The following is a 22,982-nucleotide window of genomic DNA, read 5'->3' on the forward strand; positions in this document are numbered from 1 at the left end:
ACCGTATTTACAGTTTATTTTTTGATAAACTTTTCAACAACTATATCATCAAAGACGATAAGGTAAAGGCCTTTGTTTAAGGTGTTCACCTGGAGTTCCATTTGACCCTTCGATTGATCTTGAATCGCCAACCTGCCGCTGAGATCATAAACTTTTACATCCCCTTGAGGCTTTGTGAAGGTGAGCTTTGAAATGGCCACAGAGGGATAGGAAATGCGTTTCACGGCATCGGATTCCAAATCGCTGGTCGATAGTGAACTTTCAAGGACCAAATACCCGTTCGAATCTAAGGCAACAGGCTCACTGCCGCCATTCACGACGATTTGTGCTAATTGTTGAGTTGTAAGACCTCCATTGCCAGTGCCGAATCGTAGCACACCATCCGAAAAGTTGGTAATGTTCACTGTCCCTGAATTCCAGGCAGCTCCTGAGGTATCGGCAAATGAAAGTTCTGTTACACTATTATCAATGTCTAAAATAAGAGTACCATCTGCTGTTCCACCGGCAAATGTAATAATGCCCATGTTGTTCTGATTGTTATCGACGTTGAATGTAAAGGTGTTAGAGCCATTTATAGAGATATTTCCTTGAAAAACATTTGCTCCATTTACTTCAATGGAACCATTAATTGCATTGATCTGTATTTTTCTACCACTTGGTAAGAAGACATTGTTATCTGCTGAATTTACAATAACTGAGGCATTTGCTCCAACCCAAACAAAATCTCCTCCTTGACCGGTATTATCTGAAGTGGAACCAAATGTACTAATGGTATTAGCATTAAATCGGAGGGGACCAGTACCGGCAAGAGTGCCATTAAAACTGAAATTATTATTAGAGCCTGAACGTACTTCTAAAGGCGTTTCAAGTGTTAAAACAGAGCCATTATCGAAAATAATGGTATTGCCACTCCCATTTGAGTTTTTCATCAGTGTATTTTTAATACCAGCTGTAGTAGAATTGTTGATGGTTACATTGCCTTTAAATGTCATGCTTACATCATTACCTGAAAGGTTTTCAATTCCTAAAACAGCATTTGCCCCTGGATCGATTGATAAGGTGTTATTACCGGCAATTGCAAAATCACCTGGCGTGCTAAAGGTTGGCTGAATTTTTTTAATGGTAACATCTAAATCAACCTGAGACTCTACGGTTAAAGGCAAGCGAACAATACCTGTATTAGTAGTGTTTGGGACAACATTTAAAGACCAATTTGCAGGATTAGACCAAAGCAGATCTCCGCCACCATTGGTGAAATCGTTATTTTGACCCATCAGAACAATCGGGCATAGGGTAAATAGTAATGCAAAGTAAATGTTTTTCATAGTTTTTGAATTTTAGTTAATGCCCTTCACTCAAAACAAGTTTGTTTTTTGTGAAGTTTTAAAAGTGATATTCAAAAATAGAATTCATTTCAACAGGCGCTGAATTTTAATGTAACAGAAGCCTATTAAAATGTAACATTTACATGATATTAAAAGAAAATCATGTTGTATCAGTATAAAAGGAATGGTTTGGTACGCTTTTTAAAACTATTTTAATTCGAGCTGCTCAATAGTGTTGTAATCTGTTCCCCTTAAGGCTTCAAATTTAGCGGTCAACGACTCCAGTATTTTAGGATATGAAGCTGCCAGGTTGTATTTCTGGCCCTTATCGTTTTTTAGATTGTACAGCTGATAGGCGTTGGAACTCCCTGTCTCGATCCCTACTTGTTCTTCGTAGGTCTTTCCCTCATAGGGCGGTATCATTAACCAGTCACCGGACCTTAAGGCCGTTCTCGTGGTGGCCTCAATAATAAGGTCCTCCCGACCTTCATCACTGTGCCCTAAAAAGGTGTCCAGTATAGCCATACTGTCCAAATCGGTTACCGGTGTATCTATGAGCTGTGCAACAGAGGCCAGCACATCCAGCTGGCAGACAATGGCATCGGAGACCTTAGGGGTGATGGTGCCTTTGTAATAGGTAATGAACGGTACCCGTGTCCCGGCTTCGAACAGACTGTATTTACCGCCGCGTAAGCCCCCGTTGGGGTCATGTGCTCCTAATTTTTCGACGGCATCATCGTAATAACCATCGTTTAAAACCGGGCCATTGTCGCTGGACAGGATAATGAGGGTGTTCTCCAACAGCCCTTCTTTTTCCAGTGTTTTTACAAATTCACCAACCGCCCAGTCGGCTTCTACGATCACGTCGCCTCGCGGTCCCATGCCGGAGCTTCCCACAAATCGAGGATGGGGGGTTCTGGGCACATGGGGTTGCTGCATGGCATAGTACAAAAAGAAGGGTTCATTTTTATGTTTTTTCACATAATCCTGCGCCCCTTTCAGAAAATGATCGGCCATGTCGATATCGCTCCATTTGGCGGCCTCTCCACCTTTCATGTAACCAATCCTGGGAATACCGTTTACAATGCTGTTGTTATGGCCGTGATGCCATTTCATGGTTAAACGTTCCGGATGGCTAATGGCGGTTGGCTCGCCTTCAAAATTGCTTGCATAATCCACTTGAATCGGATCGTTGGGATCCAGACCCACGACCTGACCATTCTCAATATAAACCGTCGGAACCCTGTCCTGGGTCGCTGCCATGATATAGGCGTAATCGAAGCCCACCTGGTTCGGTCCGGGAGCAACGGTTGTGTTCCAATCCACCTGACCAATGCCGAGCCCGAGATGCCATTTGCCTACAATACCCGTATGGTAACCCTCTTTTTTCAAAAGCTTAGGCAGGGTTAACTGTGTGGTGTCAATAATGAGCGGGGCTGTTCCGGGCAGGATTTTGGCCTGTTTGTTTTTCCAGGGGTAGACCCCGGTTAAAAGGCCGTAGCGGCTTGGTGTACAGGTCGCTGAGGTTGCATATCCATTGGTAAATTTTACGCCGCCATTGGCCAGGGCGTCAATATGCGGTGTTTTTAAAGTGGGAGCGCCATAGCATCCCAGATCGCCATAGCCCAGATCGTCAAGATAGATGATCACGATGTTTGGTTTCTTTGTGTTATCAGGGGTAGTACTAACATCAGGATGTTGTGCCAAGGTGTCCTGTTTTTGCCTGCAATTGGTAAAAATGAATAAGAGACACAGACATACGGTGTAAAATTTCAGGTTCATGTTTATGTATTTTATGTTCAAATAAATCTCCACTCAAGTGTGTCTTTTCATGTAGGCGTCGTATGCAGTAACGACATTGAACAGGTGGATCAAAGAACTCCTGATGAGCCAAGGCATGAGTGCTGTCAGGACCCCTTAATAAAGTTTGTCAACCGGACGCCAAAACGACATCCAATTGACAAACACCAAACTAATACATGATTAAACTAACTCAAATTATCTATAACGATTGTGCTTCTAAATTTTAACGATCTATTGTCTTCGGGACAGACCGTTATTGTATCTTGAATCCTTCCGGGTTCTGAACCAATTTGCTCAGAGAAATGGACTCAAAAGGAATTGGTGCAATATACTGCGCCGATGTGGGCATCCTTACCAGGGTTACGGGCTCAGAAGGATCTCTCTTAGCTGCCATTTCGGCCACACGCTCTGTGCGCACCAAATCAAACCAGCGTTTGTTCTCGGCAGCCAGTTCCCAGCCCTTTTCATCAACGATCTCGTTCGGCGTTGCTGTTGCCACATCAACCGTAGCGTTCGGTACCGAATAAGGTAAACCTGCAGCCCTTCTTTTCACCTGATTAAGGGCTTCGATGGAGCTTGCATTTTCACCAACTCTGGCTTGAGCTTCCGCATAGATCAACAGCACCTCGGCATAGCGATACAGATCATAAGGCCTGAAATTTACCGGTCTGCTGATCACCGTCAGGTCCTCGGCAAAAACATATTTCCTGTACATGGGGTGTCCTCGATCGGAGTCCTCCCAGGGGATGGTAGGAGGATTTCTGGGTGTGATCACACCTCCGGGGGCATTTCTGTTGGGAATGTCCAAGAGGAAGGTGTAATCTTTTCTCGGACCCTCCGGGAAATCATTGAAAAAGCGTAACTCCGGGAAGCAGTCTGAAAAACCGCGACCCTGGTGAAATGTAAAGGCAGTGCCCTGTGAACCCCATCGACTTTCATCGGCCGGATATCGAACAGAGAATACCGTTTCCGTACTCATGGCACCCTCAAAGGTCCATAATTCTTCAATAGGCAGAAGGGTGTAATGGTTGTAATCAATAACTTCCTTGGCCTTTGCTGCGGCCATGGCATATTTTGAATTATCCTTGACCGGCCAACCGGCCCATGTGAGATACAGATCGGCCAAAACTGTCTTGGCAAAACCTGCAGAGGCACGTCCCGTGCTTTCCGATCCGGGAGTTGGTAAGGACACTTCCGCAATCAGCAGGTCACTTTCAATCTGCTGGTAGTTTTCCAATACGGTGGCACGCTGCTCCTCCCCGGTGGGTAAATAGCCATCCAGGATCAATGGCACATTACCGTATATCTTTACAAGATTAAGATAGGCATGGGCTCTAAACACCCGTGCTTCGGCATCGGCCAGTTTTACAAGGGCCTCAGACGCCGTAGCGGTTTTTAATCCCTCTATCAGTGTGTTACAGTAATAGATGGTTCTCCAATAGTTATCCCATGCCACGGGCAACCAATTGATATCGGAATTCTCCCCACTGCCATAATCAAATCTGTCGAACACCCTCAACGGGGCCTTATTCCCGGCAATCCAGGTGGTGATGTCGTCGGCCCCATAGGTGGCGGTCCTTAAAAAATGTGGATCGTTATTGGTTCTACGCACAGAAATATAAATGGGTGAAATATTAGCCTCAATATCGGCTTCACTGGCAATTTGGCCCACCTGCAGCAAACTGCTCGTATCCTCTTCCAGGTCCAGGCAGGAGACATTAACAAGCATCACCATCCCAAACAAAAACAATATGTTATATATACGATTCATAGTATTATTTTTTTTAGATTAAAATTTAACATTAATACCAAAGGTAAAAGAACGATTTATCGGGTAGGTATTGTAATCAATTCCAATATCCGCATCTTCATTGCTTACCGATGCCGTAGCCTCGGGGTCAAATCCCGTATAGTCGGTAAGAATGAATAGATTCTCTGCGCTTGCGTAGAGTCTTAGGCCATCCAGACCGAACTTGTCCAGAACATCAGGATCTACATTATAACTCAGTGCAATATTTTTCATGGTCATATAGGAACCGTCCTCAATAAATTGAGAGGACAGGATTTCAGTGCCATCCCTTCCTGATGGAATATTGCTTGGGTTGGTGGAGGTCCATCGGTTCCTGTAATCCCCATGCACGGCATGGAACTGCTGTGCACCCAGGGCCATGAGTCTGCCGCGTTGCAGATTATAGATGTCATTGCCCTGTGATCCGGTTAACAGGAAGTTCAAATTCCAGTTTTTATAACTGATGTCCCAGTTCCATCCCCATATGAAATCCGGGTTTCCATCGCCCACAGTAACGATATCGTCTGTTGTAATCAACCCATCACCGTTTACGTCTCTGTATTTTGCATCACCGGGCGCCTTATTGAACTGGGCCGCTTCGGTTTCTTCGCCCAACTGATACACCCCTTCAAAAACATAGCCTCTGAATGAACTTATAGGTAATCCAACTTCAACCCTCGTGGGATTTACAGGAAAGGTATTGGCGCGAATCACATCACCCACCACCAAAAACTGGACATCATCGTTAAGCGATAACACCTTGTTCTTATTACCGGTGATACTTAGTGTTGATGTCACATTCCATTTATCGTTCTGCAGGATTCTGGCATCCAGGGTAATTTCAAAACCCTTGTTTTCCACTTCACCGGCATTTACAAATTTATTGGTCGGCCCTACAAAGGGTGGTAATTGTGTATCCAGCAACAGATCGGTTGTATTTTTCTTGTAATAGTCAAAGGAAAGGTCCACGACCGAGTTGAACAATCCCAAATCCAAACCTATGTTAATTTGTTTCGTTTTTTCCCAGGTCAAATCCGGATTCGAAATTCGGTTGGATGGAGCCACACCCGTTACATCAGTGCCATCAAACGGATAATTTACCGCTAAACCGAGTACAGCACGAGATCGTGTTCCAAAAACATTGATCCCCTGATTACCAACCTCACCGTAACTCAACCGCAGTTTCAGGTTGTTAAGCGTTTCATTGTTTTTTAAAAAGTCTTCCTCTGAAATCTTCCATGCCAGGGATCCTGAAGGGAAATAACCCCATTTGTCCTTTTGGAATACGCTCGAGCCATCAGCCCTGAACGATGCAGTCAATAAATACTTATTCATAAAGGCATAATTGACCCGTCCCAGGAAGGATTCCAATTCTCTTTTGCTCTCATTGTTAGCCACAGTTTGAACATTGGCCGCACTTAAATCCTTGTAGGTGACCAGATCCGTGAAAAAGTCAGTCGCTGTAATGAATACGCTGTTGGATCTGTCGATCACCAATTCATGGATGGCATCTATCTTCAGACTGTGGTCCTCTCCAATATCGGGGGTATAGGTCAATCGGTTGGTGTTATATAGATTGGTTCTGTAAATATTATCAACATCTGCCCTGCCGCTGCCACTCGAAATTAATGGGGCATAGGCATTGTTGTGGATGTCCGTCTTAACAAGACCTCCTGAGGTATTGAACACCAGATTATCTAAAATGTCCCAGTTGAAGTTCCCGTTGATGCTGATGCGATCGTTAATGTTTCTACGAACATTGTTCTCGGCAGCCACCAAAGGATTGGTTTGAGAGGTGGCTAAATTCTTAATGGAATTAAAGTTGTAGTCACCATTGTCATCGAATGCCGGCGTGGTTGGATCGAATGACAAGCCCACGCCCAGATCGGCTCGGATGCCGGTTGCTTTTGTTTGACCCACATTGAAATTGAGACCCACTTTTATTTTGTCGGATAATTTGGCATTGAGATTGGTTCTTAGATTCAGTCGTCGGAACATCTGATGGTCGACCACGGTACCACCGGCATCATAATAATTACCGGAAATATAATAATCCACAGCATCACTGCCACCACTGGCTGAAAGCTGGATATTGTTAAAGTGGGCGGTCTGAAACAGAAGTTCCTGCCAGTCCTCTCCGCCATTGGCTCTGAGATCCGCTATTTCCTGTGCGGTAAATACCTCCGTGCCATCCGAAAAGTTAACGCCCTCAGCAAATTCGGCCGCATTCATCAAATCCAATTTTTGAGTAATATTAGAAATTCCTGTAAACAGGTCCACGTCAAATTTTGGTTTTCCGGAACGCCCTGTCTTTGTAGTAATTAAAATAACTCCATTGGCACCCCTGGTCCCATAAATGGCCGTGGAGGAGGCATCCTTAAGCACTTCCATGGACTGGATGTCGTTAACGTTAATGGTGTTAATGCTCGCAAATTGTCCGTCGATGACATACAGCGGTTCATTACTGCCTGTAATGGAGTTGGCACCTCGGATCCTAATTTTAAAGTTTCCGCCCGGTGCACCGGAAGTTTGGGTGACCTGCACTCCTGCAGCTCGACCCTGTAAGGCCTGGCTTACATCGTTTAATGGTTGTTTGTCAAAGTCTCTTGAGCTTACAGAGGTAAGTGCCCCCGTTAAATCGCTGCGTCGTGCAGTACCGTAACCTACAACAACGACCTCGTCGAGTGCGGCTGCGTCTTCCTCCAACACAATGGTCATAGTGGTTTGATTACCTACCGTTTGTTCCAGGGTTTTATAGCCCAGAAAGCTAAAGACCAGGACATTATCAGGACTTGCATTGATGGTAAAATTGCCATCGAAATCGGTAGCCGTTCCCTGAGCGGTCCCTTTGATAATCACATTGACCCCTGGAATGGGGGCTCCATCCGAAGCAGATGTAACGGTTCCCTGAACAGGATTCTGCCCATACAGGACGAACACGGCAAACAGCATAATGCCTGAAAACACTGTTCGTTTGATTCTAGCGTTTAGTTGTTGTTTCATATGTTAATTGATTTAGTTAGTTTATGACGAATAAATGTCGTGATATTTTAATTCACTCAGGTTTTAATTCAGACCAATTTAAAGGGGTTTTTAGGTCAATCACTTTAAATCTCAGATCTTTCAATTTAAATCGGTTATTTCAAGTCACCCCCTTTAAGATGTCGCCCTTTGTTTTCATACAAGTGCATATAAGGTATACAAGTCTGATGAAATCTTATAAGCAAGGTACTACGGAATTTTGAATTTTCATATCACAACGAGTAACACAATGAAATGGATTTGTAACATCATTGGTTCTGCCATTGTGCTGTTTACCTTTGGTCTAAAACGAACGCTAAATTTGCGAGGCTCCGTTTATATGGATTTGTAACATAAAGCTTCTTATTTGTAACATCCTGGGTATTCAACGGGGATTTTATTTTTTTTAGTCTTCGACCTGGTCTAACTTTATTAGGTTTGGGATGGATGAATTGTAAAGGAAATAATCTTTGCCTGATCAATGAATTGTGAGTGATAAGGAAGAACTGGTCGGCAAAAAGACGGATTTCCAATTCTGTGAACCGGGTCTGGAGGCAGGGATGGCTGAAAGGATCATATCATAAGGAGAAGGAGTGAAGATCCCGAAGCATATGGTATGATGTGGATGAATACTTTCAATTGAATCCAATGCATGTTCCACTAAAAATAAGTATCTTTTCAATTAAATTTAAAATGAACCTTAGGATGGGTGCTGTTAAACCGTATAAACTGTTGGGGTATCTTTTTGTTTTCCTTTTAGTACTGATGGATCCGATACCTGCTCAGGAGCTGTATTTTAAAAATTTAACGGTCGAGGATGGCTTGTCGCAAAATGATGTCAACTCCATCGTACAGGACAGTTACGGTTTCATGTGGATCGGCACCTATGATGGTCTCAATCGTTTGGATGGAAGAAATTTAATCACCTTTCGCAGAGAAACCGCCAATCCTTCAAGTCTGCCGGACAATCGTGTCAGCGCGCTATTGGAAGACCAGAAGAAGCGTTTATGGATCGGTACCGGGGCCGGCCTCTTTTCGTATTATTCACTGTTAAAAGAAAGGTTCATCAGAGTGAAGTCCCCGGATAATGTAGGTATTATAACGAATTTTCTTTTGACCCGAGATGATACGCTATATGCCATAACCTCAACAGGAGTCCTGAAGTTGAATGAAGGGGTTGAACCCGGTTTTGAATATGTTCCCAACTTGAGTATGGTGCACATCAGAGATGGCATTCAGTTGCCGGAGGGCGATATCTATTTTGCGGGGAATAGCGGGGTCTTCCATTTAAAGGGGAACACAATGGTAAGACTGCCACAATCTGAAAATATTGCCTTCACCAGTCTGGCCTATACCAATTATGCTGTTTTGGTAGGTGGGAACAGAGGGCTTTATACGATTGACAGACTTCAGGGGCCCATAAAATTGGATCATCCCGATCTTCCCGAGATGTCCATTATGTCCATGACCAGAGACCACATTGGAAACATCTGGATCGGAACCCGAAGTAATGGACTCATACAACTGAACAGTGCATTGGAATTTGTCAACCAGATGACCGGTTCAAAGAATAAACCAAGAGGCTTACTGAGCAATACGGTTATTAAGGTGTATTATGACCGATTCAATAATATCTGGGTAGGCAACCGAAACGGATTGTGCTATACCAATCTGTACGATACCGGTTTTCATGCTATAGACCTGGAACGGATTAACCGACCCAATGTCAGATCCATGCTGGTCGATGGCGATCGGCTCCTTCTCGGGATCAACAATGAAGGTCTTTTTAAATATGATCTCCAAACGCATCGGTTGAATAAAATAAAGAGTCTGGATGCCAATTACATCAATGCGATTAAAAAATTTGACAATACGATCTATGTATGCTCTAACAAGGGATTGCACCGTTTAACAAATGATGAGCAACTCGAGATAGTATATAAAGATGCAAGAGATCTCATAAATTTTCGATGTATCACCCAGGATGATTATGGTCGTCTGTTCGTGGGGAATTCTCAGGGGGTACTTAAAAAGGAGAATGATGACATCAAATGGCTTTGGGAGGATTATCCCCTTTTTCAGAATTTAAGCCAGTATGACATTTTCTCTATGTTCTTCCAGGCGGAGACCAATCAGTTATTGGTAGGCACCGTATCCCAGGGATTGATAATGATTGAGCTCGATAAAAAGAGTCACCTGGGACGGTTGGACAGGGAAGGGCTTAGGGATGTTCATGGGCATCCCATCACCAATACCTCTGTATGGTGTTTCCATCGGGCTGCGGATCAAACGATTTGGGTGGGTACCGATATCGGCCTGTTTAAAAGGACCCCGGGCGCTGAGGTCTTCGAACAGATTGATGTGGAAGGCGTATTGGATAAAAAAATCATGAGTATTGCTGAAGATTCAAATCATCATCTATGGCTTTCCAACACGCATGGTCTGATTCAATACCGGACAGATCAAAATAAGGTAAGGGTCTATAACTATGACAATGGTCTCCTATCGAGTAGTTTGACTGAAGCATTCGGGTACTATAAGGACAATCTCTTCATAGGGACTACAAACGGGGTGAACTATTTTAATCCACTTGAGATTGCGCCCAATCCCTATCATTCGCAATTGCTGCTGTCTAACCTCAGGGTAAACAATGAATTGGTAAAGCCCGGTGTCGAATTGTTCGGATCGGTGATATTAAACGCAAACATCAATTCAACGGAGCAGCTGACCTTGAATCACTTACAAAACGACCTGTCAATTGAGTTCTCCGGAACCAATTACACCAACAATTTAAGAAATAAATTCCGGTATCGTCTTGAGGGTTATGATGATAAGTGGGTCTATACCTTGACTAACCCTGTGGTATCCTATTCAAATCTGGACCCTGGAGATTATACCTTTCAGTTACAGCTCGAAGATATTGAAGGCAACTGGAACACGAATGAAATTATCCTCCCCCTCTCCATCATCCCATCGCCATGGAAAACCAACTTTGCCTATGTGATTTATGGTATCATACTGAGTCTGATTATCTCCGGCTTCATTTACTTTTGGTTCAACAAACAGCGTCTTGACCATCAGATTGAACTCGATAAAATCAAAATCAACCAGGATAAAGAACTTAGAGAGAAACAGTTGCGGTTTTTCGTTGATGTGGGTCATGAATTTAAAACACCGCTGTCTCTGATTCTTGCCCCCTTCAATGATTTAATGAACCAAACCCTGAGCCGGGAACAAAAAGAGATGTGCAGGGAAATCGTATCTCGTAATATCCAGCGCATGAATTTTCTGGTGAATCAGTTGCTGGACTTTGGAAAAATATCGGAAGGAGAAAACCTGGTGAGGGTTACCAAGATGGATCTCCGTCAGGCCATAAGAGAATACACCAAAGCGTTTCAATGGCAGGTGCAGCGTGAGGAAATCGATCTGCGTTTAAATCTCGATAAATGTGAAGGCTATTTTGACCGCAATGTGTTGGAAAAGGGATTTTACAATATTTTGTCGAACGCCTTTAAATATACCCCAACCGGAGGTGTCATTGATATTTCATTGAAGGTTGAAGATGAAGCAGGTCTTGACTATGCCATTATTACGGTCAGTGACAGCGGCCCCGGTGTTCCTGATCACCAGAAGGATCTTATTTTTGAACGCTTTTATCACGGCAAGGACAGGGCCTCATCAGGCATTGGACTGCATCTGGCCAAAAGTCTTATTCAGGCCCATGGCGGCAGCATATCTGTTGAAGACAGCGACTTGAACGGAACCATGTTTAAGATCAGGTTACCGATATCAGGACAGTATTATTCCATCAAAGAGGAAGACCAAAATGCAATGGATCAGGTGCAGACAAGTGCTCATGATGCCAGTGTGTTTGATGAGGAAGTCGTTGAGAAAGGGGAGACCATTCTCATTGTTGAGGATGATCATGACTTGAGGAATTACCTTAAGATCAGTCTTCAGAATGATTATACTGTTTTAGAGGCCAATAATGGGGAACAGGGATTGTTTCTCGCCCGGGAACATCTTCCGGATATCGTTATCAGTGACATCATGATGCCTTTAATGGATGGTATCGACATGTGTGAGAAATTAAAATCCGATAATGAAACATCCCATATCCCGGTTATTTTTCTCACGGCAAAAACAGATGCTGAATTTCAGAAAAAAGGTCTTTCAGCAGGAGCCTGGGATTTTATAACCAAACCTTTTAACTCTGAGGTCTTGCGCAGAAAAGTGGCTAATATCCTTGAGACAAGAAACAAGTTCAAGACCTATCTCATGGATCATAACATTAATGTGGAAATCAAAACACACTACACCTCCTATGACCAGAAGCTCATCAAAAGCATTAACCAGGTCATTGAGCGTAATATTAACAATCCTAACTTCACGGTGAACGATCTTGCCTCAGAGGTCGGGTTGAGCAGGATGCATTTGCATCGCAAATTAAAGACACTGGTTGGTGAAACCGGAAAAAGCATCATCACCAGTGTAAAAATGAAATATGCCATAGACATGTTCGATCATGGGTGCGACCGCGTACAGGAGGCGATGAATGCCGTGGGCATAACCAACTATGGTATTTTTAACAGTAACTTTAAGAAGATCACCAAAGTAACGCCTAAAGAATACATAGCCAATCTCAAGGAAAAGAGCAGTTCTGTTTAAGGCATACTCAGCAGATCCTATTACTTAAATCCTTTATTCCGCCCTACGGATAAGGTCCGGTTGCTCTGTTCGTCTGCTTGAATGGCAGTTTTACAATCGCCTTCATAGCGGTTCCCGCTGATCACCGTATTCTGACAGTTGGTCAGTTCGATGAGCGGTGTACCGGGGTAGAGTTCCGGCATACCATCGGTTTTTACGATCGTATTATCCTTTACGGTCAACCCATCGACGCGGTCCGCCATGACAATCCTGTTACCAAAAGTGCGGATGGTGTTGTTTACAAAACGGATATTTCGGTCATAGCGAATGGATGGATCAAAGGATTTTCCCAACCGCGGTGTGATATTGAGTACCGCATGTTCCGAACCACTGTAGGCACAGTAATCAAAGCTGTTATTTTGTATCAGGACATCGTCTACCGCACCAGACTCGAACCAGAAGAAGGTCTCCCCTCTGAAAAAAATGGTCGACATCATGGATGAGAAGCGATTGTTTTCAATGATGGTCTTGAGCGGTGTTTTAAGAACCACATTCCTGGCCCTGTGATTCCTTATCGTACAACCGCGCATGGTGAATTCAGGATTCCATGTTTTATTTTCCAGAATATCACCGGGTTGCAAGCCTGAGGGCAGGGGCGTCTCAAAACTTATGTCCATAAAGGTATCGTTAATGTACTTCACATTCCGAACCACTGCAGTGTCGGCACGCTGAGGAGAGGGTTGTCTGATGAACCAGACCGCGTCTCCCGGAGCTGCAAATTGAAATCCACGCTGTTCAAAATGCATTAATCGGGTGCGAAGCGTATGCTGGTCGAGCACCTCATCGACTTCAACATAGGTGCCATGAACGTTGGTACCATCGTCCAGCATGTTCTCGAACCGACAGTTCTCTATGACTATTGCACCTCTGCAATTACAGAAATGGGTGGCATCTGCCGTGCTGGAGATCACCCGGTTCGTACCCTCTCGGAGATAAACACCTGAATTGATCAGTCGAATATCCTCGGAACGCTCAAAGAGGAAGCCCATTCCCAGTGCATGGTGAATGATGACACCATCGAGCTCGATATTTGAGGAGGTCTTGAAATCGAATGCCGGCGCATAGCGGTCATGCTCCCGATCCCCTTTGGAACTCAGCAAGGCACCAACCGGAGGATAGTGCTTGAGGAATTCATGGAACCTCAAATTCCCATTTGGTAATTTTTCCACCCATCGCGGATGACTGTGAACATCCCAGGCCCCATGAACCGGTCGTTTTGCTGCAGGATCAAATGCCAGCGTACTTCCCGGATAGGTGTAACTGAAACCGTCAATATCCGGAAATTCCAGTTTGCCATTTCGAATCTTCCAGGAGAATCCGTCCCTGAACGGCTTAATGTCGCGCCACCCCTCCTTCTCATTGACCGCAATAACTTCACCGAGAAAGGTAAACGGAATGTCCCAGTCTATAACGAGATCACTTATGGAAATGCGTTCACAAGCTTCGAACAGAAAGGGCATGGCCTGACCGTGAAAGATGAATTCGGCCCCATTACCCTCAATGGTGACTGAGCGAAATGTACTGAAGTTAAAGATGATGCGCTTATATCCATTCCCGTGATTCGTAATGTCCAGGTATTTCCCAGTGGCATAGTCCGGCATAAATCGGTATATGCCCTTTTCGAATACGAGGTGGATGTCCTTCGTTTCTGTTTCCTCAAGCAGTTGATTGATGACCGGTGTCATATCGCCATCAACCGGCTTTATGATTATGGGATCACCTGTTTCAGCCATACCAAGACTGGTGGACACCGCAAGTATAGTTAACATCAGTATTAGTTTTCTCATCGCTATCGGTTTGTTGTTAAAGCGTCCTGTTTTACTGATCAGAACATGTTATCATTCATATGTTGGAACGGCTCGATTTTCCCATTTTCTGAGCTTACTTTTCAATGTCTTCTCGATGGGAAGACCGGTACCGATCTGATTCGTGTGCTCCGAAATATCATCGGCCACATTGAACAGTTCATATGTGCCGCTTCTGTATTTAATCAGCTTCCATGCCCCTGAGAGGATGGCCGCATACTGGTCCTCATAACTTCTATAAAAGAACAGGTCTCGGGACTTCAGCTTTTTCCCTTTCAATTCAGGCATGAGGCTTACCCCCTGAATGTCATCTGAGTTATACCTGTTTCCGGAGGCGATCTCAGCCAGTGTAGGGAACACATCGATGGTTTGGATGGGGGTATCGGATACAGCGCCTGGAGTGGTCACCCCGGGATAATATACCAGGAATGGCACTCTGGCCCCGCCCTCTCCCAAGGTGTTCCCCCCGATTTTACCACCGGATAAGGGGGCATTGCTGAAGAAACCACCCTGATCGGAGATCAACAGGACCACCGTATTTTTATCGATTCCTTTATCCTTTAAGGCCCTTCTTACCCGTCCTACGGAGGTGTCCATACTGGCCACCATGGCCGCATAGGTCGCTTCCTTGTCGCTATACCCCTTTTCCAGGAACTGTTCCACCAGGTCCTTACGGCCCACATGGGGTGAGTGCACATTATAGTACCAAAGCGACATCATAAAAGGGACGTCCTTATCGTAATCGCTGATAAATTCAACGGCTTTATCCGTCAATACATCAGTCAGGTAGGCATCGGAGTAGTCTTCCAGCAGGTCGTCTTTAAAGAAGTCAGGGTAGTAACTTTTTGGATGTCCCCAGTTGCCGGTGCCGAACATGGCATCAAAGCCCTGATAGATCGGATAGTAGGGTTCATGACCCAGATGCCATTTCCCAATAAACATGTTGTAATACCCCTGTTCTTTTAAGACCTCGGCATAGGTTTGCTCTTCAAGCGGCAACCAATTGATGGAAGGCATTTGCGCGGGATCGGTTTTCCAGTAATTGTATTTCTCATCGTTCGTCCCATCCTTGTTTTTCTGTTCGATGTGTCGCGGCATTTCCAGGCGAATGGCCTCCTTTCCGGTGAGCAAACTGGCCCTGCTCGGACTGCAGGTGGGTGTGGGGATATAGGCCCTCGTAAATTCCATTCCTTCCTGCTTTAACTGATCGATATGCGGAGTGAGAAAGCGGTCATTTCTGAAACCGACATCCGACCAGCCCCAGTCATCCACAAAGAGCAGTACCACATGGGGTTGCGACTGCCCTGTGACTTTCGGCATAAGCAGTAGGTATAGCAGTATATAGAGAACTGAGATTAAGATTAAAAGGCTGTGCTTCATGTCGCTGTCTCAAAATTAGAAAGAGCTATGCCGAATCAAATGATCTACTCGCGCATAGCTCTTTATCTTAACTAACTCAAACTATTAACTAGTATCCCGGATTCTGGACAAGATTTGAATTCAAATCAATTTGCTGAAGTGGTATGGGGAACCACACCTTTTCAGATTTCCAGTTTTGCTGTAACAGGGTTACACTGCTATTATAGAATCCGTTGTTCGGATCCAATCCGTTTACGGTCTCATCATAGATATTGAATCGCGCCAGGTCTATTCGTCTCCAGATTTCGAAACAGAGTTCTCTTGAACGCTCTTCCTGTAGTTCCTTGACAAAATCCGAGTTGAAATAGGCCGCGTTAAGATCATCCACTGTTGCAGGGGCGATAACAGAGCGCTGACGCAATTGTGTTAACATGGCCCTTGCACCGGGTTCATCTCCGGTATAATAGAGGGCCTCAGCACGCAGAAGCAGAATATCGCCATACCTTAAGAGGGGGAAGGAGAGGCTCGTTGCCCAGGGGGCATAGCTCTTCTGTGCGGGATCTTTTTCTCGGTACTTACCGACACTCATGATACCGGCATTTTTACCGGGAAGGGTTCTGGGCTGGTAATACCGGACGCCGTCAATTTCAAGCACGTCAAGTATGTTCGGATTACCTCCCAAATTTCCGGAGACATTATGACTGAAGCGGAAATCGGATGGATGATACAAATCATAGAGTTCCCCTGTCGGACGGGTCCACCCCGATCCACCACCTACGGTTCGCGCGTTACCCTGTGGTAAGAAGTTGTTCACTACGATAGTGATGACCTGTTGAGAGGCGTCGGATGAGCCTTCCGCAGACAGCATCACCTCCTCAGACTGTGCCGTTTTGGTGGATGCCCTGAACAAACGATCATAGTTAGCCGTCAGGGTATACCCGCTGTTCGCTACGATGTCGGCCGATATGGTGGCTGCCTTGGTGTAACTGTCCGTAGCGTTAACCCAGTCGAAACTATTGGGTGTATAACCAAAATCACTCAGCCCGTTGGTTTTCATACTGGCCAGGTAGGTATGCGCTTTAACCAGTAAGCCTGCTGCAGTCCATTTATCGACAGCACCGGCCCGTGGCCCCCTGTCCTGGAGGTTTTGATAAGCGAATTCAAGATCTGAAAGGATCGCGGCATAAACCTCCTGTACCGGTTTTCTGCCCATTAGGGGATCGTCATCCAATTTCGTATAAACCGGGATCGCTCCATGCATCATGGTGAGCATCATATGGTAGTAGCCCCTCAGCAGTTTCGCTTCACCTTCAATTTCGGCTTTCCTTGTATTCGAAAATTCCGCATCCGGGATATTGGGTAAGTTTTCAAGTAAACTGTTGGCACGACCCACCCCTGCATAGAGAAAGAACCAGGCGTTATTGAGTTCTGGATCCTGGCTGGTGAACGCACCTGTTCCCCATTCTCCACCTCTTCTGTTGGCAAATCTTCCGGGTACAACGCCTTCACCTGTTCCTCCTACCAGCATCTCAAAGAGATCTCTTCTGAATGAGGAGGCATTACCTGCGCCCTGAATACTACCTGCGGTCAGCGTATTGTAAACTCCCACAAGGGCGATTTCCGCATCCTGTGCAGACTGATAGAAATTCTCGGGTGCCGTGAACGAATATGGTGTTGGTTCCAGCGTATCCTCACAGGATAGGACTGAAAGAAACAACACTAAAAATGATAGGTATTTAATATAATTTTTCATAGTGAATATTTTTAAAATGTTGCTTTAAGACTTAAGGTAAAATTCCTGGCTCTAGGATAAGCAATTCGATCGAATCCTGAAAGCAATGGATTGTTAAAATTAACTTCAGGATCCCACCCGTTATACTTGGTCCAGGTGGCTAAATTATTTCCAATCAGGTTGAACTTCACGGAATTTACACCTAACTTATCGGTAATTTCCTTGGGGAGTTTATAACCTAAGGAAACGGTTCGCAGTCTGAGATAGGACCCATCCTCTACGTAATACGACGAGGCAATGGCCTGATCGATTGACCCGTAAGCCGGGTAGGAATTGTTGGGATTATTAGGGGTCCAGTGATTCTCAAAATAGTCCTGATCAATGTTCATCCAAGGTGTCACCCCATTCAGTCTTACCTTGGTCGCATTGTAGAGGTCGTTGCCATAGGACCACTGGAAGAATACGGACAGATCCCAGTTCTTATAAGTGAAGGTGTTGTTGATACCGCCAAAATGATCCGGGTTACTGTCACCAATCACTTTCCTGTCGTCGTCATTGATAAAGCCATCGCCATTGGTGTCTACATATTTCATTCTACCCGGAAGGGCTGTCCCTGAGTACACGGGGAGGCCTTCCTTCAGGACATAGGTTCTGTCGTCGTGAGGAATGTTCGGGTCACTGTTGTTATCCCAGGTGAAATCGTCTATCTGATAGATACCGTCAAATTCATATCCAAACATGGTACCTATGGGTTGCCCAACAATGATTCTACCTACATTGGATTGCCAACCGCCGCCGGTAGACACGGGGATAAATTCCGCACCTCCCAGATCCCTCACCTCATTGCGGTTGAAGGAAATGTTGAAATCGGTTCGCCATGTGAAATTATTTTTACTGATATTAAACGAAGTCAATTGCAGTTCTAAACCTTCATTATCAATGCGACCTATGTTTTGCCACTGGGAGTTAAATCCACTTTGTGACGGAATGGGTGCATTCAACAAGAGGTCTTCAGTGATCTTTTTGTAAAAGTCTGCGCTTAAGGTCAAGCTGCCTCCAAAAAGCCCGAGGTCCATACCCGCATTATATTGATTGGTGGTCTCCCACTTCAGGTCCGGGTTGGGAATGGAGGATGGTGCAAGACCAAAGATAAGGTTATCATTACTGGCGTAGAAGGTCGGATCCAACTGGGCCAGGTAGGTGTATGCAGGAATACGCTCATTCCCGGTCTCTCCATAGCTCAATCTCAGTTTGAGGTTGGAAATGGCCGTAATGTTCTGCATAAAGCCTTCATCAGAGACCTTCCAGCCTATAGCCCCGGATGGGAAGTATCCCCAACGGTTGCCTTCACCAAATTTATCGGATCCGTCAGCCCGGATACTGGCCGTGATGAGATACCTGTCAAAGAGGGCGTAATTAACCCTGCCAAGATAAGAAAGCCTGTTGGTATTCCATCTTTGGGTGGTATAGTTACTTACCGAAGTTCCTACGCTTATGTTATTGACACCGGTGGTCTGGTTCTCAAAACCGGTGACCTCGTTCTCGAAGTCTTCAAAATTGTAATGATAAATTTCGAATGCCGCCATCGCATCGATGCGGTGATCGGACCCGAAGGTCTTGTTGAAATGCAACTGGGAAGAATGGTTATAGGAATAGGTATTGACTTCCTTCACCCTAGCCCGGCCATTCTGTAGCCGACCCCATGAGGTTTGCGAGTTGTAAAACTCCTTTACCTTGGAGTGACTGATGTTGGCTCCCGTGACCGCTGTATATTTAAAGGCATCCGAAATCTTGTAATCCAAATTAAAGCTGGAAAAGATCCTTAGGACACTGGTTGATTTATCAGATTCCTTAATCAGTGCCAGGGGACTTACCCAGGCATCGTCCGTAACATCTATATCATTCGATCTAATTTCCCAGGGGTTCCCCATAAGAATTTGCTGGGTAACTCCGGTGAAGCTCGTGGGTCCGCCACTATTGGCAACTCCGCCCAGAACCGAATAGGAGGCATTGGAGCTAAAGCCCAGTGACAGTCGTTCACTGGCATTGCTATTAATCCTTAATCTTAGATTGTACTGGTCGTATTCATTATTGGTGATAATACCCTCCTGGTCAAGCACACCCAGTCCGGCGGAATAATTTGTTGTTTTATTACCGCCTCTGATGGATAGCTGATGCTGTTGGGTAATGGCGGATCGTAAGACCTCATCCTGCCAGTCGTAGGATTCCAATTCATCAAAATTTCTTGGCGTCTCAAAAACGCCATCGTTATTGGTGTCCTCGTTTAAGAATTGCGTGTTGCCACGTTCCTCCTGGTAGGTGATGTAATCCTGAGCTGATAATACCGGCATTCTCCTAATGGCATTGGAAACGCCTAAATTATAGGTGTAATCCACGTTTAATCGGCCATCCGATCCCTTTTTCGTAGTCACAATAATAACCCCGTTGGCACCTCTTGACCCATAGATAGCGGTGGCCGAGGCATCTTTCAAGACTTCAATGGACTCGATATCACCGGGATTGATACCAGTTAAGGGATTGATTCTGGACTGTGAAGAGCCCGTTGTAGCGACTTCATCGTAATTGACATCAATCTGAACCCCGTCTATCACAAATAGTGGCGATGAGGTACCGTTGATGGAGGTCTGTCCTCTAATGACCAAATTGGTACCCCCGCCGGGCTGTCCCGAATCTGAAGATACCTGAACACCGGCCATTCTACCCTGCATTGCCGAGAAGACATCGGTGGTTTGCGATTCCATAAGGGTCTCTGATTTTACCCCCGCTAAGGAGCCGGTCAGATCGCTTCGCTTTTGGGTACCGTAACCAATGATGACCACTTCGTCCAATTTACCAATATCAACATTTAAATTGATCTGCAGATTGCTGCCCGCTTTAACTTCCATGGTTTTATAACCTGTATACGAAATGACGAGCACAGCATTCTGGTTGTCCACAGACAGCTGAAACGCACCGTCCATGTCGGTTATGGTTCCATTGTTGGTTCCTTTAATAAGCACCGTCGCACCTAACAGGGGATCCCCTGTTTCGTTATCCCGTACAACGCCACTCACATCCACCTGAGCCACGACATCCATGGCCGCAGTCAGTATAAACAGCAAAAAAAGTAATGATTTAATTCTCATAATTGTAGTTTAATTTAAGTTATTTAGTATAGTCATGTTATTCCAGATCTGAATCTATCGTTAGATCGGCATTAGCTCCCGATAATAAAGTATAGGTATTGTCTTTTAAAGTTACGTTCTTACAATGTTTGATTTTTAGGTTGGGCTCATTGGGGAATAGGGGTTCGTAGGCATCTGTTTGAATGACCTTATTGGACTCGAACACCAATCCGTCAACCGACTCTGCCCTCAGGATGGGTGCATCAAAGGTGTAAAACTCATTATTTCGGATGATGATATCCTTATGATAAAAGCCTTTATCCTTGTCCTCCACCACTTCCTGCTCCGGATCGATAAGCAGTACGGCTTGTTTATTTCCGCCATGAAGATTGTTTACAAACTTGTTGTTTTCGATAAGGAGGCTATCGCATGGTCCGGACTCATTCCATAATTGGAGATCGCCGGACATCCGCATGGCTGCCATTTGGGAGGAGATGTAATTATTGCGGATCGCCACTTTGCGCGTTGTTGAAATAAGAAAACCCCGGGCCCTGTTATTTCTTATCGTATTGTTTTCAATGGTTGCGGAAGCATGCCAGGAGACATTATCGATCCCATCGAACTCCTGTGCAATGTCCTTTACGGAGGTGTTAAAGCTTAGGATCGATACCTTTTCATTGATACGCTTCACATCCTCGATGATCAATATGTCGGATTTGGGAAGCAGGGTATGATGGTCTATAATACGGACGCTATCACCTTTGGCCCCAAAGAAATAATCCTTTTGGTGCGGATGATAGGTCTCATAGGCCACCTGGTTGTCCGCGATGATTTTTTTAACCCTGGCATAGGTGCCGTGTACATTGGTCGCATCGTCCAGCATATTTTCAAAGGTGCAGTTCTTAATGGTGATTAGGCCTTTGCAGTTACAGAAGTGTGTCGCATCGGCAATGGTGGTCACCAACCGGTTACTGCCTTCCCTTAATACGACGTTAAAGCTGTCTAGCGTAATATCGGCAGAGCGCTCTGCGATGAGACCCATGGCCCCTGCATGATACACATTGATGTTCTGAAACAAGAGGTCTTTCGATTTGAACACCCGAAATCCGGGGTTTTGCCTGTTGTAGAGATACTCTCCTTTGGAAATGAATACGGACCCTACCGGGGGCACCTTCCTGTATTTGGAGGTCAGGCGAACCGTACTGTCATTTAAGGCTTCCGCCCCGAAGAAATAACTGTTATCAAAACCACTGTATAATACATGGTTATAGAGCGGTGCTTTGGTCGATCGGTCCCATATGATATTCTGACCGAGCCTTTGATGGTACTTTTCCTGTTTGGCGTACCGATGGCCAAATTTTTGTTCGTAAGGCGAATCCTCTCTCTCGAGGGTCAGATAAATGCGGTTCTCATCAACGAGGAAAGGGGTTTCCATTCGGACATCGAAGGTCTTTGCATTGGAATTATTGGCAACAATGGTACCCTGAGCAAAAAAGGGCACCTCCCAGTCCACATTGAAACCGGAGACCTTAATGTTGGTACTTTCTTCAATGATGAAGGGGACCATTTTACCGTGAAATATAAATTCTGAGCCGCCCCCATCGATGTGAAAATCCTTAAAATTGATTATGGGAAAAGGGGTACGCTTCAGACCGTTATCATTATTTGTGATGGCTGCATAGACATCCGGCGCATAGGTGGGGTAAAAGTGATAGGTGCCTTTGGGAAATCGTATCCCCTTGTAACCCCCTTCTTTGCATTTTTCCAAAGCCTCGACGACGATGGGTGTGACGTCGTCGGCCTCACTGAGGTCGGAGTCACTCAGGTCGTAATAGCTCTCGGAATGATCTTGTTCGGTGTTTTTGGAAGTGGACTCACATCCCCAAAAGAATACGGCAAATACGAATGTCGATACAATGACTTTATAAATGGTTTGCTTCATAGATGAACGTTTAACAAGGCATGTTATATGCTACTTAAAAGTAGGATTTAGATGCGATGGAAACGAAAAATGCTGTAACATTGCCCTACGCTTTTGTAACAAATTACAGAATGTTACAAAATGGAAGGAATATGTTACGAAATGGACAATTAAATTCCGGGAGAGGGTTCGAAATAGTTCGGGATCGCTGACATGCGCTCAATAATTTCCTTGGGATTGGATGAAATAAGATGAGGAAGAGCAAACAGTTAGATTTGTATTTCCCGAGCGATTTTTTTTATTATTTCCATGGTCATATCAAAATCTGACTGGTTTCCGATATCAGGATTTCCCAGTATCCGTCCTGTTAAACTTCATGGAAGTCATCGTTCGGT

The 22,982-nt window shown here is 45.0% G+C and carries 10 protein-coding genes; 1 reads left to right on the plus strand and 9 read right to left on the minus strand.

Annotated features, from left to right (window positions below; translation table 11 throughout):
• Positions 1–14: 14 nt before the first annotated feature.
• The 4 genes from MR041_RS12750 to MR041_RS12765 all read right to left on the minus strand — a co-directional run bounded on the left by MR041_RS12750 (position 15) and on the right by MR041_RS12765 (position 7,920).
• Complete coding sequence (locus MR041_RS12750) at positions 15–1,325, minus strand: T9SS type A sorting domain-containing protein (RefSeq protein ID WP_242094515.1); 1,311 nt, start codon at positions 1,323–1,325, stop codon at positions 15–17.
• A gap of 207 nt (positions 1,326–1,532) precedes the next feature.
• Entirely contained in the window at positions 1,533–3,107 is a 1,575-nt protein-coding gene (locus MR041_RS12755) for a sulfatase family protein (RefSeq protein ID WP_242094517.1), read from the minus strand.
• Between the two features lie 274 nt (positions 3,108–3,381).
• Positions 3,382–4,899, minus strand: a complete 1,518-nt coding sequence (locus MR041_RS12760) for a RagB/SusD family nutrient uptake outer membrane protein (protein WP_242094519.1) — start codon at positions 4,897–4,899, stop codon at positions 3,382–3,384.
• Positions 4,900–4,917: 18 nt separating this feature from the next.
• Positions 4,918–7,920, minus strand: a complete 3,003-nt coding sequence (locus MR041_RS12765) for a SusC/RagA family TonB-linked outer membrane protein (protein ID WP_242094520.1) — start codon at positions 7,918–7,920, stop codon at positions 4,918–4,920.
• 723 nt (positions 7,921–8,643) lie between these two features.
• Here MR041_RS12765 and MR041_RS12770 point away from each other — a divergent pair.
• Complete coding sequence (locus MR041_RS12770; protein ID WP_242094522.1) at positions 8,644–12,606, plus strand: hybrid sensor histidine kinase/response regulator transcription factor; 3,963 nt, start codon at positions 8,644–8,646, stop codon at positions 12,604–12,606.
• A 20-nt stretch (positions 12,607–12,626) separates the two neighbouring features.
• On the opposite strand, the gene MR041_RS12775 is transcribed toward MR041_RS12770, so the two are convergent.
• The 5 genes from MR041_RS12775 to MR041_RS12795 form a co-directional block, all read right to left on the minus strand.
• Positions 12,627–14,414, minus strand: coding sequence for a right-handed parallel beta-helix repeat-containing protein (locus tag MR041_RS12775; protein ID WP_242094524.1), 1,788 nt, complete (start codon positions 14,412–14,414; stop codon positions 12,627–12,629).
• 69 nt (positions 14,415–14,483) lie between these two features.
• Entirely contained in the window at positions 14,484–15,770 is a 1,287-nt protein-coding gene (locus tag MR041_RS12780) for a sulfatase (protein WP_242094526.1), read from the minus strand.
• 148 nt (positions 15,771–15,918) lie between these two features.
• The gene (locus MR041_RS12785; RefSeq protein ID WP_242094528.1) at positions 15,919–17,562 is read right to left on the minus strand and encodes a RagB/SusD family nutrient uptake outer membrane protein; all 1,644 of its coding nucleotides are present in this window, start codon (positions 17,560–17,562) and stop codon (positions 15,919–15,921) included.
• A gap of 11 nt (positions 17,563–17,573) precedes the next feature.
• Positions 17,574–20,687: a SusC/RagA family TonB-linked outer membrane protein gene (locus MR041_RS12790; RefSeq protein WP_242094530.1), complete on the minus strand. Its 3,114-nt coding sequence runs from the start codon at positions 20,685–20,687 to the stop codon at positions 17,574–17,576.
• 37 nt (positions 20,688–20,724) lie between these two features.
• Positions 20,725–22,608, minus strand: coding sequence for a right-handed parallel beta-helix repeat-containing protein (locus MR041_RS12795; protein ID WP_242094532.1), 1,884 nt, complete (start codon positions 22,606–22,608; stop codon positions 20,725–20,727).
• Between the last annotated feature and the right edge of the window lie 374 nt (positions 22,609–22,982).

Source organism: Aestuariivivens sediminicola, assembly GCF_022662015.1.
Classification (GTDB): domain Bacteria; phylum Bacteroidota; class Bacteroidia; order Flavobacteriales; family Flavobacteriaceae; genus Aestuariivivens; species Aestuariivivens sediminicola.

Coding starts and splice junctions, on each gene's coding strand:
- MR041_RS12770 (WP_242094522.1), top strand. CDS start 8,644: ATGGGTGCTGTTAAACCGTATAAACTGTTGGGGTATCTTTTTGTTTTC.
- MR041_RS12795 (WP_242094532.1), bottom strand. CDS start 22,608: ATGAAGCAAACCATTTATAAAGTCATTGTATCGACATTCGTATTTGCC.
- MR041_RS12790 (WP_242094530.1), bottom strand. CDS start 20,687: ATGAGAATTAAATCATTACTTTTTTTGCTGTTTATACTGACTGCGGCC.
- MR041_RS12780 (WP_242094526.1), bottom strand. CDS start 15,770: ATGCCGAAAGTCACAGGGCAGTCGCAACCCCATGTGGTACTGCTCTTT.
- MR041_RS12765 (WP_242094520.1), bottom strand. CDS start 7,920: ATGAAACAACAACTAAACGCTAGAATCAAACGAACAGTGTTTTCAGGC.
- MR041_RS12750 (WP_242094515.1), bottom strand. CDS start 1,325: ATGAAAAACATTTACTTTGCATTACTATTTACCCTATGCCCGATTGTT.
- MR041_RS12760 (WP_242094519.1), bottom strand. CDS start 4,899: ATGAATCGTATATATAACATATTGTTTTTGTTTGGGATGGTGATGCTT.
- MR041_RS12775 (WP_242094524.1), bottom strand. CDS start 14,414: ATGTTAACTATACTTGCGGTGTCCACCAGTCTTGGTATGGCTGAAACA.
- MR041_RS12755 (WP_242094517.1), bottom strand. CDS start 3,107: ATGAACCTGAAATTTTACACCGTATGTCTGTGTCTCTTATTCATTTTT.
- MR041_RS12785 (WP_242094528.1), bottom strand. CDS start 17,562: ATGAAAAATTATATTAAATACCTATCATTTTTAGTGTTGTTTCTTTCA.